Origin of the sequence: Aquabacterium sp. (assembly GCF_021768455.1) — a bacterium.
GTDB lineage: Bacteria > Pseudomonadota > Gammaproteobacteria > Burkholderiales > Burkholderiaceae_C > Aquabacterium.
Genome location: NZ_JAIZVX010000123.1, coordinates 1 through 12,956, shown reverse-complemented (window position 1 = coordinate 12,956; position 12,956 = coordinate 1). Strand labels below are relative to the sequence as shown.

Genomic DNA, 12,956 nt, shown 5'->3' with positions numbered 1-12,956 from the left:
CAGACCCAGGCTGCGCAGCTGGCCGCTTTCATGAGCGAGCAGGTCGGCGCCATCGCCAACGACTACCACCAGCGCCTCGAATCGCTGGAGCAGCAATTGGCCGGCCGCATTGCCGGCGTGGCGCTGGAGTTGGCTCGCCAGGTGGTGCGCGCCGAACTGAGCCAGCGGCCCGAGGTGGTGCTGGAGGTGGCGGAAGAGGCCCTGGGCGTGCTGCTGAGCTCGGCCCGCCAGGTGGCCGTGCGCCTCAACCCCGATGACCACGCCCTGGCCCAGGGGCAGCTGGCCGAGTTGCTCGGTGCCCGCGGCGCGCGCCTGGTGCCCGATCCGCAGGTGACGCGCGGCGGCTGCATCGTGGAATCCGACATCGCCGTGGTCGACGCCACGGTCGAGGCCCGCTGGGACCGCGCCGCCGCCGGCCTGGGCCACCAGGCCCCCTGGAACGGCGGCAAGGAAGCCCTGGGCGATACCGAGGTGCACCTGCCCGAGGGCGAGGACGAGCTGGACAACTGGCCTGGCGACAGCGGCAACGCACCCGCCCGGCCTGAAGAGGGTGACGCATGAACATGCCGCTGCGTGGCAACCAGGGTGTGGCCCTGGACCGCTGGAACCGCTTCCTCGACGACCTGGACGCCTGCGCCAGCACGCCCATGCCGCTGGAGAACCAGGGCAAGCTGGTGCGCGTGGCCGGCCTGGTGCTGGAGGCCGCTGGCCTGCGCCTGCCGGTGGGCGCCGTGTGCGAGATCCACTCCGAAACCCGGCTGGAATCCACCCCCGCCCTGGCCGAGGTGGTCGGCTTTGCCGGCGATCGGGCATACCTCATGCCCACGGCCGAGGTGCACGGGCTCTCGAGCGGCGCACGTGTGGTGCCGCGCACCATCCCGATCAACCCGCCGGTGCTGGGGCGCCCCAACCACCCCTGGCGCCGCAGCGAAGACCGCACCCGCCACCTGCCCATTGGCAGTGGCCTGCTGGGCCGTGTTGTCAATGCCCAGGGCGAGCCGCTGGACCGCAAAGGCCCCCTCAAACACGTGCGCAGCGAGCCCCTGGCACGCCGCCCCATCAACGCCATGGAGCGCGACCCGGTGCGCCTGCCGCTGGACACCGGCGTGCGCGCCATCAACGCCATGCTCACCGTGGGGCGCGGCCAGCGCATCGGTCTGTTTGCCGGCTCCGGTGTGGGCAAATCGGTGCTGCTGGGCATGATGGCCCGCTACACCCAGGCCGACGTCATCGTCGTGGGCCTGATCGGCGAACGGGGCCGCGAAGTGAAGGAATTCATCGAAGACATCCTGGGCGAAGAGGGCCTGGCCCGCTCGGTGGTGGTGGCCGCCCCGGCCGATGCCCCGCCGCTGACCCGCATGCAGGGCGCCAATTACGCCACCGCTGTGGCCGAGCATTTCCGCGACCAGGGCCTGCACGTGCTGCTGCTCATGGACTCGCTCACCCGTTATGCCATGGCCCAGCGCGAGATCGCCCTGGCCATTGGCGAGCCGCCCGCCACCAAGGGCTACCCGCCATCGTGCTTTGCCAAGCTGCCCCAGTTGGTCGAGCGCAGCGGCAACGGCCTCAACGGCCATGGCTCGATCACGGCCTTCTACACCGTGCTGTCAGAGGGCGACGACCAGCAGGACCCGATCGCCGACGCGGCCCGCGCCATCCTGGACGGCCACATCGTGCTCTCGCGCGAGCTGGCCGAAGCGGGGCACTTCCCGGCCATCGACATCGAGCGATCGGCCTCCCGCGTCATGCACAACGTGGCCGACCCTGCCCACATCGACGATGCCCGACGCTTCCGCCAGCTGTGGTCGAAGTACAGCAAGGCGCGCGACCTGATCCAGCTGGGCGCCTACGTGCCCGGCGGCGACCACGACCTGGACCAGGCCGTGCGCGTGCACCCCGCCATGGTGCGCATGCTGCAGCAAGGCATGCACACCCCCGCCTACATCGACGACAGCGTGGGACAGCTCCACCAGATCGTCGGCCACTGAACGCCTGAAAGCACAGCCCCATGAGCGCAATCCAGTCTCTGTTGATGGTGTTGGAATCAGCGGAGAAGGCCCGAGACGATGCGCAAAGCGCCCTCGAGGCCGCCCGCCAGGCCCATGAATCGGCCCGACAGCAGGCCCAGTCCCTGGGGGATTGGCGCCGTGACTACCAGAACCGCTGGCAGCAGCAATTTCGCCAGACGGGAGGCATGGAAATCATGCGGTGTTATCAGGACTTCATGCTGCGATTGGCCGATGCCGTTTCAGACCAAGATCGCAAGGTGGAGCAGGCGAAGGCGCACATGGAGCGCCTGCGGCTCCAGTTGATCGAGCGCGAACGCAAGGTGGCCGCGGTGGCGCAACTCATCGATCGACGCCAGGTGGAGGCGCTGCAGCGCCAGAACCGCCAGGAGCAGAAAGCCACCGACGAGATCGCAGCCCGCGCTGCATTGAACACCTCCGGCTTCGGGGCGGGTGGCTCGCCGATGGCGTCGCGCTCGCTCTGACCGCCGCAGACACCGCACAGGAAAGGCCTCGGACCATGAGCACCCCGATCAAACCCAGTGGCATCGGCAGCGTCAACGGCATCACCGCGTCGGCCGCCGTGAACAGCTTGAACGGCAGCAACGGGCAGGGTGGCACCGCCGCCCTGCAAGACCTGATGAGCCGGCTTGGCGCCCAGGGCGCAGGCCAGGGTTCGCAGCAGGCCTTCTCACAATGGCTGAACCAGCACGCGGCCGCCCACGACGAGCCCGCCGCCCAGCCCAAGCCTGCCAGCCCGGCCCGCCCTGCGACACCGCCCAGGCCGACGCAGGCGGCCAACCCGGCCACCACCCGCCTGAGCACCGAGCAGCTGCAGGCCATGCAGAGCCAGGCCCGGCTGGTGCAACAAGCCCAGCAGGCACAGCAGGCCAACCGCCCGGATAAGACCGCGCCCAAGCCCCAGGCCAAACCCGCAGCCAAGGAAGGCGCACCCCGCGCCGACGAGGCCCAGGCCGATGACCGCGCCGATGAAGCCGATCAGACCGACACCGCCCCCGCGGCAGACGCGGCCGCTGTGGTGCGCGAGCTCACGCCGCCCGCCCACGTTCAGGCCCACGACACGGCCGGCATGATGGCCTGGTTGGCCCAGCTCAGCCAGTCGGAAGCCCTCCAGGGCCAGGAGGGCGACGCTGCGCTGGATGCCGGTTCAGGTGGTGTAACCGGCCAGGGTGGCCAAAACGGCCTCGGTGGGGACGGTGCCAGCCAGCCAGGGCAGGGCGCTCTGGACCCCAGCCAGCTCTCGGCCACCATCTCGCTCGACAGCCCCGCCTGGCGCAGCGCCAGCGGCTCGGCATCGCTGCAGGCCGAGGTCATGCTGGCCCCTGTGGGGGCCTCGGGCGAGGGCCGGGCCGACACCACGGCCTTTGCCAGCCTGCTCTCGGGTGGCCTGCAAGGCCCCACCGGTGGCGCCCAGCGCAGCGGCGAAGCCAGTGCCCTGCGCCACGAGCGTGCCACCCTAGAAACACCCTTTGGCGGCACCGATTTCGCCCAGGCCCTGGCCGAGAAGGTCAGCATGTGGGTCAGCACTGCGCCCACCGACGGCCCCATGACCGCCGAACTTCACCTCAACCCGGCCGAGATGGGCCCCATCAACGTGAAGATTTCACTGGATGGGCAATCGGCGCAGGTGGATTTTGCCGCGGCGGCCTTAGAAACACGTCAGGCGATCGAAGCCAGCATGCCTTTGCTCTCGACCGCGCTCGACAGCATCGGCCTGAGCCTGAGCGGCAGCGACGTGTCCTCCCAGACACCCCAGCAGCAATCCTTCGCCCAGCAGATGGCCCGCGAGGCCGAGCGCACACAGGGCGGGGCAGGCCGTGAACGTGGCGACAGCGACGCCCAGCCCCTCGACACCGGCTTGCGTCCGGTGCGCGCCCCGCGTCCGGGGCGTCTGGGAGGGCTGGACCTCTACGCCTGAGCGTTGGCGGCCCGCCACCCAGAATCAACCGTGTTTCCCACGGTTTATCGGTTCTTCGCGAACCGGCTGACTTCGGAGAATCCTTTCATGCCTCGGAATCCTTTTGTTGAAGGGCCGAGGCGGGAACCCCAGGAGATTTGCGAATGTCAGCAGCCCCCGCTCCGGCCCCGGCCGAAGGCGATGCCCCCAAGAAGGGCAACAAGAAACTGATCATCATCATCGCGGCCGTGGCCGTGTTGCTGCTGGGCGGTGGTGGTGCGGCCTTCTTCATCATGAAGAAGAAAGCGGCCGAGGCCGAAGCGGCTGCGGCGGCCGAGGGCGAGGACGGTGGCGAAGACCACGCCCCCAAGAAGCCGGCCAAGGAGGCCAAGAAGCCCGAGCATGGCAAGGACGCTCACGAAGGCCCGCCGACCTTCGTTCCGCTCGACCCCTTCATCGTCAACCTGGCCGACAAGGATGCCGAGCGCTATGCCCAGGTCGGCATCAGTCTGCAGGTCGATGACCACAAGCTTGCCGAGGAAATGAAGGCCTACATGCCCGCCATCCGCAACGGCGTGCTGATGATCCTCTCGCACAAATCCTCGGAAGAACTGCTGACCACCGAAGGCAAGCAGAAGCTGGCCGAAGAGATCCGCCGCGAGGCCGGCCGCGCCCTGGGCTACGACATCGAAGAGCCGGAGGAGGACGAGCCGGAAGACGAGAACGCGCCCAAGAAGAAAAAGAAGAAAAAGAAGAAGGTGGAGTCCTACAACCCCATCGTGCAGGTCGCGTACTCCTCTTTCATCATCCAGTGAGCGTGGCGCCCCTCCCGCTCGTCCCGCCATGTCCGGTCTTTGAAGTCAGCCGATCATGAACCAGCAAATCCTCTCGCAAGACGAAGTCGATGCCCTCTTGCAAGGCATCACCGGCGAAAGCCAGAAGCTGGAGCAGGAAGAGGCGCCCAAGGAAGGCATCCGCGACTACAACCTGGCGCAGCAGGAGCGCATCGTGCGTGGGCGCATGCCCACCATGGAGATCATCAACGAGCGCTTCGCCCGCAACATCCGGGTGGGGCTGTTCAACCTGATCCGCAAGTCGCCCGAGGTGTCGGTGGGCGGCATCAAGGTGCAGAAATACAGCGCCTTCCTGCGCGACATCGTGGTGCCCACGAACTTCAACATCGTGCAGATCCGGCCGCTGCGGGGCTCGGGCCTGATCGTCTGCGATCCCACGCTGGTGTTCGCCGTGATCGACTCGCTCTTCGGCGGGGCCGGCAAGTTCCACACCCGCATCGAAGGCCGTGATTTCTCCGCCACCGAGCAGCGCATCATCCTGCGCCTGGTCGAGGTCATCACCGCCGAGTACAAAAAGTCCTGGCAGGGCATCTACCCGGTCGAGCTGGACTACCAGCGCTCCGAGATGCAGCCCCAGTTCGCCACCGTGGCCACGCCCAGCGAGATCGTGGTGTGCTGCTCCTTCACCCTCGAAATCGGCGACACCAGCGGCACCATCCACATCTGCATCCCCTATGCGACGCTGGAGCCCATCCGCGACATCCTGTTCTCGTCCATCCAGGGCGACTCGGCCGAACCCGACCGCCGCTGGGTGAAGCTGCTGACCCAGCAGATCCAGTCTGCCCAGGTCGACCTCGTGGCCGAACTCGCACATGCCCCTGCGACCGTGGAGCAGCTGCTGGCGCTCAAGCCCGGGGACTTCATCGAGCTGGACCTGGAGAAGATCATCCAGGCCAAGGTCGATGGGGTGCCCGTCTTCGATTGCTACTACGGCACCTCCAACGGCAAGTATTCCCTCCGCATTGAAAAGCTTTTGACGGCCGGCAACCACAGCTGGCTTGGAGAACACCATGTCTGATCCCGCAGAGTTTCCGCCCGCCGGTGGTGACGCCGAACAGGACGCGATGGCCGCGGAATGGGAAGCCGCCCTGGCACAGCAGTCCACGGCCTCTGCCAGCACCGATGACGCCTTTGCCGCTGCCGCCGGCGCATCTGCCGGCTCGGCCAGCGAGGTCACCAGCGCCGCGCCTCAGATGACCCCGGCCGCCTTCGCCAACTTCAATGCCGCACCCCCGGCCGGCAACCCCGCCGGCAACGACATCAACATGATCCTGGACATCCCCGTCCAGCTCACGGTGGAACTCGGCCGCACCCGCATCCCCATCAAGAACATCCTGCAACTGGCTCAGGGCTCGGTCGTGGAGCTCGATGCCCTGGCCGGCGAACCCATGGACGTCCTGGTCAACGGCTTCCTCATCGCCCAGGGCGAGGTGGTGGTGGTCAACGACAAGTTCGGCATCCGCCTGACCGACATCGTGACCCCTTCCGAACGCATGCGCCGCCTCAGCCGCGGTGGCTGAGCGCAGGCTCCGAGATCAAGACGAAAGCCCTCTGATGCCCTCCAGTGGATTGATGGTGTTCTGGTTCGTGCTGGTGGTGGCCTTCATCCCCATCTGCCTTTGGGTGCTCAAGCGCTCTGGCCTGGCCACGGGCGCCGCACCGGGCGCAGCCGCCCTGATCAAGCCCGTGGGCCAGTTCAACATCGGCCCGGGGCAGCGCCTGCTCACCGTGGAAGTGGGCGAGGGCGAGGCCCGAACCTGGCTGGTGCTGGGCGTCACGGCCCAGCAGATCACCACCCTGCACACCATGGCACCCCAGCCTGGCGTGACCCCGCCACAGGGCATGCCGGGCCTGCACGCCCTGCCCGGCGGCACGGCCTTCGCCCAACTGCTGCGTCGCGCCCACAAGGGGACGTCTGGTGGCGCTGGGGGTGTGGATGGCGGCCCGCACGGAGGTGCCGCATGAAGACCCGGTTCCGCCAACTCGGCCCCTGGGCCCTTGGGCTGGCTGCCGGCCTGCTGTGGGCTGGCCTGGCCCAGGCACAAGCGCAGGCCGTGCCGCCTTCTGCCACCGCGACCCTGCCTTTGCTGGTGGGGCAGGGCGGTGGCGGCACCAGCTATTCGGTGCCCATCCAGACCCTGCTGTTCTTCACGGCGCTCAGCTTCCTGCCGGCCATCCTGCTGATGATGACGGGCTTCACCCGCATCGCCATCGTCCTCAGCCTGATGCGCCAGGCCATCGGCACCCAGGCCGCGCCCCCCAACCAGGTCGTGGTGGGCCTGTCGCTCTTCCTCACGCTCTTCGTGATGGGCCCGACGCTGGACAAGGTCTACAAGGACGCCTACGAGCCCTTCTCGACCGGCCAGATCAGCTTCAACGAGGCGCTGGAAAAAGGCCAGGGCCCCATGCGCAGCTTCATGCTCAAGCAGACCCGCCAATCCGACCTGGGCCTCTTCGTCAAGCTCGCCCGCCTCGAAGGCGATGTGAAACCCGAAACCGTGCCCCTGCGCGTGCTGGTGCCGGCCTTCGTTACCAGCGAGCTGAAATCGGCTTTTCAGATCGGCTTCCTGATCTTCATCCCCTTCCTGGTGATCGACATGATCGTGGCCAGCGTGCTCATGAGCCTGGGGATGATGATGCTCTCGCCCGTGATGGTGGCGTTGCCCTTCAAGCTCATGCTCTTCGTGCTGGCCGATGGCTGGAACCTGCTGCTCGGCTCCCTGGCCGCCAGCTTCGTGCAGTGAGCCCAACCCTTCTCGAACAAGGCACCCCATGGACCCCCAACAAGTCCTCACCATCAGCCGCGACGGCCTGCTCACCCTGCTCACCGTGATGGCACCCCTGGTGCTGGTGGTGCTGGCGGTGGGCCTGGTGGTCAGCATCTTCCAGGCCGCCACGCAGATCAACGAACAGACCCTGTCTTTCGTGCCCAAACTGCTGGCCGCCTTTGCCACCCTCGGTGTGGCCGGCCCCTGGATGCTCAGCACCCTGGTGAACTACATCCAGCAGGTGCTGCAGATGATCCCGACCGTGGTGGGCTGAGGTGGTCACCTTCAGCGAAGCCCAGGTGCTGGCGTGGATTTCGCCCTGGCTCTGGGCCTTTTTCCGCGTGCTGGGCCTCTTCACCTCGGCGCCGGTGCTGTCGATGCGGGTGATCCCGCGCCGGGTGCGCATGGGCCTGGCCCTGCTGGTGGTCGTGGCCGCCGAGCCCAGCCTGCCGCCCTCTCTGGGGGCCATCACCATCAACTCGCCAGACGCCTTCATGGTCATGGTGCAGCAGGTGCTGATCGGGCTCACGGTGGGCTTCGCGGCCCGCGTGGTGTTCGCGGCCATCGAGTTCGCCGGCGAGATCGTCGGCCTGCAGATGGGCCTGAACTTTGCCAGCTTCTTCGACCCGATGAGTGGCGGCCAGGTCACGGCCGTGAGCCGCTTTTATGGCACCACAGCGGCCTGGCTGTTCATCGTCATGAACGGGCACCTTCTGCTCACCGCCGCGGTGTTGCAGAGCTTCGAGGCTTTCCCGGTCTCGCCCGATCCGCTGTCGGTGGTGCGGGTGCTGCAGCCCCAGGTCTGGGGTGCCGAGTTGTTCAAGCTGGGGTTGTGGGTGTCGCTGCCCGTGGTGGGCATGCTGCTGCTGGTCAACCTGGTGATGGGGCTCGTCTCACGGGTCGCGCCCCAGATGCACATCTTCAGCATCGGCTTCCCGGTCACGCTGGGCGTGGGCCTCACCGGCCTGTGGCTCACCCTGCCCATGATGCAGCAGCCGCTGACCATGGCGCTGGAGCGCATGCTCGGTCAGTTCCGCTGAGCGCCAGTCGGCGCGCTGTCAGACCGCATGAAAAAAGCGCCTCAAGGGCGCTTTGCTGCCTGTCATGCGACCGGGTCGCAGTGAGACGGTCTGGGCGGCTCAGCCCGCGACCGAGCCTTTGCGGCGGGTCATCAGGCCGATGCCCACCAGACCCACCCCCATCAGGGCAAAGGTGGCGGGTTCGGGCACGGGTTGCAGGCTGAACTTGAGCACGTAGTTGCCGCCGTTGCTGCCGGTGGCCGTGCCGGTGACCAGGGCCGAGTAGTTGCCCGGCTCGAAGCTGCCAGACAGGTAGAGGGACTTGTTCGGGTCAAAACCGTTGATCACCAGCGGCAGCACGCCGGGCTCCCACAACGAGACCGTGCCCTTGACCGTCGGGTAGAGCACCGCGGTGTATTCCGTTTCGGTGTCGTTGTTGACCAGGGTGAGGGTCACGCCCTTCGTGTTGTCGGCGGCGGAGACGAACCAGGCATCCTGTTGCGGGAACAGCCAGAGGTAGCCTTCGTAGACCGAGCTCAGGGTGAAGTTGAAGCTGTCGGTGAAATCGCCGGGGGTGACGAAGTTTTCGAAGCGGGTGTAGGGCTCGGTGGTGGGCACCGACACCGAATACGAGGTGGCGTGGGCGGCCGACATCACGGCAGTGGCCGTGAGCAAGGTGGCGATGGCGCGGGCAACAATCATGGCTGGATCCCAAATTTGTGCCGCTTTTCACGGCAAGAATGCCCAAGCGTACAACAGTTGTGGTGTTTTCCCCAGGGTAAGCACCCGGTTTTACACCTCGGTTTTCAGTGCTTTGGCCCGATTGCCTTTTTTGAGTCGCCTGCTCTCATGTCTTCTCGTGTGAATCGTCGTTCGTTCTTGCGTGTGATCCGTGCCGGGCTGGCCGGTCTGGCTGGCGGCCTGACCGCCTTGCCCAGGTGGGCAGCGGCGCGGCAACGCCCCGCCGCGGTGGCCGACGAGGGCCATCCCGAGCCGGTCTGGCGTCCCGACCACACCGTCATCGTCGTCCTCGAGAACCTCTCGGCCTTTGACGCCACCGAGGCCCAGCGCCGCGAGCGCAATGCGCCGGTTTACGGCTCGGATTCCGACTGGCGCTACCTCAACGAGCTGGCCAGTCAAGGTGCGCGCTTCACCGATGCCCACTTCGCCCGCACGCCTTACGGATCGAGCCTCCCCACGCGCTCCAGCCAACCCAATTACCTCTATCTGTTTTCGGGGCACCACCAGGGCGTGCTGCCCGCCTGGTTTGAAGACAGCCGTTCGCCCTACCGTGGGCAAGCGCTGTTCGACCGCCAAGGCACGCCGCTGCCCGCGCCGCGCCAGACCCAGGTCGGCGTGGCCAACAACAACCTGCCCGATGCCTGGCTGCCGCTGACTTCGCCCAACCTGGGCGCGGCCCTGATGCAGTCGGGACGCAGCTTTGCCAGCTTCTGCGAGTCCCTGCCTTATCCCAGCTGGAACTGTGGCACCGACGACAGCCTGGCCCCCTGCAGCGCCGGCCATGCCCTGAGCGACGACTACCGCCGCAAGCACAACCCGGCCATCAACTGGACCGACCAGATCGCCCCCACCAGCCCCCGAGGCCTGCAGGGCGACCTGGCCCGCCACGTGATGCCCGTGAGCGTGAACCTGGGCTTTGAACCCACCCGCGATCCGCTGCTGAAAAAGGCCTTCCGTGGCTTCAACCGCGACGCCCAAGGCAAGCCCCTGGGCTTCGACCAGTTGCCCCACGTCAGCATCGTGGTGCCCAACGAGCAGCACGACGCCCACAGCAACACCGCCCAAGTGGCCGACGACTGGTTGCGCACGCACATCGGGCCCTATGCCGCCTGGGCCAAGGCCCACAACAGCCTGCTCATCGTCACCTTTGACGAAGACGGCAGCACCGACACACGCCGTGGCGATGGCTACGTGACCGGCACCCACCGGATCCCGACCCTGTTCTTCGGCGCGGGTGTGAGGCCAGGGGATGTGGCGCAGCGTGTGGACCACCTCAACGTCTTGGCCACGGTGTTGTGGCTGAACGGGGCGCTGTCGCGGTTCAAGGCCGATTTCCAGGCTTTCCATGGCGTGGTGCCGGGGTCGGGCAGCGAGGCCGAGGCCGAATGGCGCAACCTGAAGCCCATCACAACGGTCTTTGAGGCGCCGAAAACCTGGGTCCGGCCGTGAAGCCGGGCCGATGTTCGTAGAATCCGCCCTCATGTCCTCCAAGCCGAACGCCCCCTCCAAATCCCAGCCCAGCGCCGCTTACGGCGAGGCGTCCATCCGCGTGCTCAAGGGCCTGGAGCCCGTCAAGCAGCGCCCGGGCATGTACACCCGGACGGACAACCCCCTGCACATCATCCAGGAGGTGATCGACAACGCCGCCGACGAGGCCCTCGCAGGGTTTGGCCAGCGCATCGCCGTCACGCTGCACACCGATGGTTCGGTGAGCGTGGAAGACGATGGCCGCGGCATCCCCTTCGGCCTGCACCCCGAAGAGGGCGTGAGCGTGGTCGAGATCGTGTTCACCCGCCTGCATGCCGGTGGCAAGTTCGACAAGGGATCGGGCGGTGCCTACAGCTTCTCGGGGGGGCTGCATGGCGTGGGCGTGAGCGTGACCAACGCGCTGTCCACCCGCCTGCAGGTGACGGTGTGCCGTGAAAAGCAGGTCGCTCAGCTGGCCTTCAGCGGTGGCGACGTGATCGAGCCCGTGAGCGTGCGCCCGGCCACGGCCAGCGATCGCAAGAACGGCACCAGCGTGCGCGCCTGGCCGGACCCGAAATACTTCGAGAGCGCCGAACTGCCCAAGGCCGAGCTGGTGCACATGCTGCGCAGCAAGGCCGTGCTGATGCCGGGCGTGACCATCACGCTCACGCATGAAAAAAGCGGCGAGGTGCAGACCTGGCTCTACAAGGGCGGCCTGCGCGACTACCTCACCCAGACGCTGGCGCACGAGCCCCTGATCCCGCTGTTCGAAGGCGCGCAGTTCGCCTCGGGTTCGGACGACACCTTTGCCGAAGGCGAGGGCGCGTCCTGGTGCGTGGCCTTCACCGAAGAAGGCTCGCCCATGCGCGAGAGCTACGTCAACCTGATCCCCACGGTGGCGGGCGGCACGCACGAATCCGGCCTGAAAGACGGCCTGTTCAATGCCGTCAAAGGCTTCATCGAGATGCACGCGCTCAGCCCCAAGGGCGTCAAGCTCATGCCGGACGACGTGTTCAGCCGCGCCAGCTTCGTGCTGAGCGCCAAGGTGCTGGACCCGCAATTCCAGGGGCAGACCAAGGAGCGCCTCAACAGCCGCGACGCCGTGCGCCTGGTGGGCACCTTCGTCAAGCCGGCGCTGGAACTCTGGCTCAGTCAGCATGTGGAGTACGGCAAGAAGCTGGCCGAGCTGGTGATCAAGCAGGCGCAAGCCCGCCAGCGTGCCGGCCAGAAGGTCGAAAAGAAAAAGGGTTCGGGCGTGGCCGTGCTGCCTGGGAAGCTGACCGATTGCGAAAGCCGCGACCTGAGCCTCAACGAGGTTTTCCTGGTCGAAGGCGACTCGGCCGGTGGCAGCGCCAAGATGGGCCGCAACAAGGAGACGCAGGCCATCCTGCCCCTGCGCGGCAAGGTGTTGAACGCCTGGGAGGTCGAGCGCGACCTGCTCTTCAAGAACAACGAGATCCACGACATCTCGGTGGCCATCGGGGTCGACCCGCACGGCCCCAACGACTCGCCCGACCTGAGCGGCCTGCGTTATGGCAAGGTCTGCATCCTGTCGGACGCCGACGTCGACGGCTCGCACATCCAGGTGCTGCTGCTGACGCTGTTCTTCCGCCACTTCCCCAAGCTGATTGAAGCCGGGCACATCTACATCGCCCGCCCGCCGCTGTTCCGGGTCGATGCGCCCGCCCGCGGCAAGAAGCCCGCGGCCAAGCTGTATGCGCTGGACGAAGGCGAACTCAGCGCCATCCTCGACAAGCTGCGCAAGGAAGGTTGCCGCGAAGGTGCCTGGTCCATCAGCCGCTTCAAGGGCCTGGGCGAGATGAACGCCGAGCAACTGTGGGACACCACGCTCAACCCCGACACTCGCCGCCTGCTGCCTGTGGCCTATGGCGAACCCGGTTTCGGTGAAACGGAAGGCTCCTTCAACAAGCTCATGGGCAAGGGCGAAGCCGCCTCTCGCCGTGAACTGATGGAGTTGCATGGCGACGAGGTCGAGGTCGACATTTGACCGTCCGTCTTGGCAAAGGTCGTGTGCGCGCCTGGGATGGCCGCACGCGGTCGCTCATGCTTGGAATGGCCTTGCCCGGCGTCGCCGTGAGGGCAAGAGGCCGGCCTGATCCCAGGGCTCAGCGCCGCGTCAGAGGCACCGCCAGTTCGTGCATGCCGTTGGGGTGGGGCACCTG

At 67.0% G+C, this 12,956-nt stretch carries 14 protein-coding genes; 13 read left to right on the top strand and 1 reads right to left on the bottom strand.

What is annotated here, in order from left to right; translation table 11 throughout:
- From QZ994_RS14990 to fliR, 11 genes are all read left to right on the top strand, one after another.
- Positions 1 to 561, top strand: a 561-nt coding sequence (locus tag QZ994_RS14990; protein ID WP_290873323.1) for a flagellar assembly protein FliH, incomplete at its 5' end; no start/stop codon positions are given.
- Positions 558 to 1,988 carry a flagellar protein export ATPase FliI gene (gene fliI, locus QZ994_RS14985; protein ID WP_290873321.1) on the top strand — a complete coding sequence of 477 codons (1,431 nt, stop codon included), beginning with the start codon at positions 558 to 560 and terminating at the stop codon, positions 1,986 to 1,988. The genes QZ994_RS14990 and fliI, both read left to right, overlap by 4 nt.
- A gap of 20 nt (positions 1,989 to 2,008) precedes the next feature.
- A complete protein-coding gene (gene fliJ / locus QZ994_RS14980; protein WP_290873318.1) occupies positions 2,009 to 2,491 on the top strand; it encodes a flagellar export protein FliJ in 483 nt (160 codons plus the stop codon).
- Between the two features lie 35 nt (positions 2,492 to 2,526).
- Positions 2,527 to 3,945, top strand: a complete 1,419-nt coding sequence (locus QZ994_RS14975) for a flagellar hook-length control protein FliK (protein WP_290873315.1) — start codon at positions 2,527 to 2,529, stop codon at positions 3,943 to 3,945.
- A 143-nt stretch (positions 3,946 to 4,088) separates the two neighbouring features.
- Positions 4,089 to 4,739 (top strand): flagellar basal body-associated FliL family protein, encoded by a 651-nt coding sequence (gene fliL, locus QZ994_RS14970; protein ID WP_290873312.1) that lies wholly within the window; start codon positions 4,089 to 4,091, stop codon positions 4,737 to 4,739.
- Between the two features lie 55 nt (positions 4,740 to 4,794).
- The gene (fliM, locus tag QZ994_RS14965) at positions 4,795 to 5,796 is read left to right on the top strand and encodes a flagellar motor switch protein FliM (RefSeq protein ID WP_290873309.1); all 1,002 of its coding nucleotides are present in this window, start codon (positions 4,795 to 4,797) and stop codon (positions 5,794 to 5,796) included.
- Between the two features lie 46 nt (positions 5,797 to 5,842).
- Positions 5,843 to 6,298, top strand: a complete 456-nt coding sequence (fliN, locus tag QZ994_RS14960; RefSeq protein WP_290873327.1) for a flagellar motor switch protein FliN — start codon at positions 5,843 to 5,845, stop codon at positions 6,296 to 6,298.
- A gap of 34 nt (positions 6,299 to 6,332) precedes the next feature.
- Positions 6,333 to 6,743 carry a flagellar biosynthetic protein FliO gene (locus QZ994_RS14955; RefSeq protein WP_290873306.1) on the top strand — a complete coding sequence of 137 codons (411 nt, stop codon included), beginning with the start codon at positions 6,333 to 6,335 and terminating at the stop codon, positions 6,741 to 6,743.
- Positions 6,740 to 7,522 carry a flagellar type III secretion system pore protein FliP gene (gene fliP, locus QZ994_RS14950; protein WP_290873303.1) on the top strand — a complete coding sequence of 261 codons (783 nt, stop codon included), beginning with the start codon at positions 6,740 to 6,742 and terminating at the stop codon, positions 7,520 to 7,522. The genes QZ994_RS14955 and fliP overlap by 4 nt, the downstream gene beginning before the upstream one ends.
- A gap of 28 nt (positions 7,523 to 7,550) precedes the next feature.
- Positions 7,551 to 7,820 (top strand): flagellar biosynthesis protein FliQ, encoded by a 270-nt coding sequence (gene fliQ / locus QZ994_RS14945; protein WP_290873300.1) that lies wholly within the window; start codon positions 7,551 to 7,553, stop codon positions 7,818 to 7,820.
- 1 nt (position 7,821) lies between these two features.
- Complete coding sequence (gene fliR / locus QZ994_RS14940) at positions 7,822 to 8,586, top strand: flagellar biosynthetic protein FliR (RefSeq protein ID WP_290873297.1); 765 nt, start codon at positions 7,822 to 7,824, stop codon at positions 8,584 to 8,586.
- A gap of 99 nt (positions 8,587 to 8,685) precedes the next feature.
- Here the strand turns inward: fliR and QZ994_RS14935 are convergent, their stop codons facing one another.
- Complete coding sequence (locus QZ994_RS14935; protein WP_290873294.1) at positions 8,686 to 9,267, bottom strand: FxDxF family PEP-CTERM protein; 582 nt, start codon at positions 9,265 to 9,267, stop codon at positions 8,686 to 8,688.
- A gap of 147 nt (positions 9,268 to 9,414) precedes the next feature.
- On the opposite strand from QZ994_RS14935, the gene QZ994_RS14930 reads away from it, so the two are divergent.
- Complete coding sequence (locus tag QZ994_RS14930; protein WP_290873292.1) at positions 9,415 to 10,755, top strand: alkaline phosphatase family protein; 1,341 nt, start codon at positions 9,415 to 9,417, stop codon at positions 10,753 to 10,755.
- A gap of 31 nt (positions 10,756 to 10,786) precedes the next feature.
- Positions 10,787 to 12,781, top strand: coding sequence for a DNA topoisomerase IV subunit B (locus QZ994_RS14925; protein WP_290873289.1), 1,995 nt, complete (start codon positions 10,787 to 10,789; stop codon positions 12,779 to 12,781).
- Positions 12,782 to 12,956: the final 175 nt, after the last annotated feature.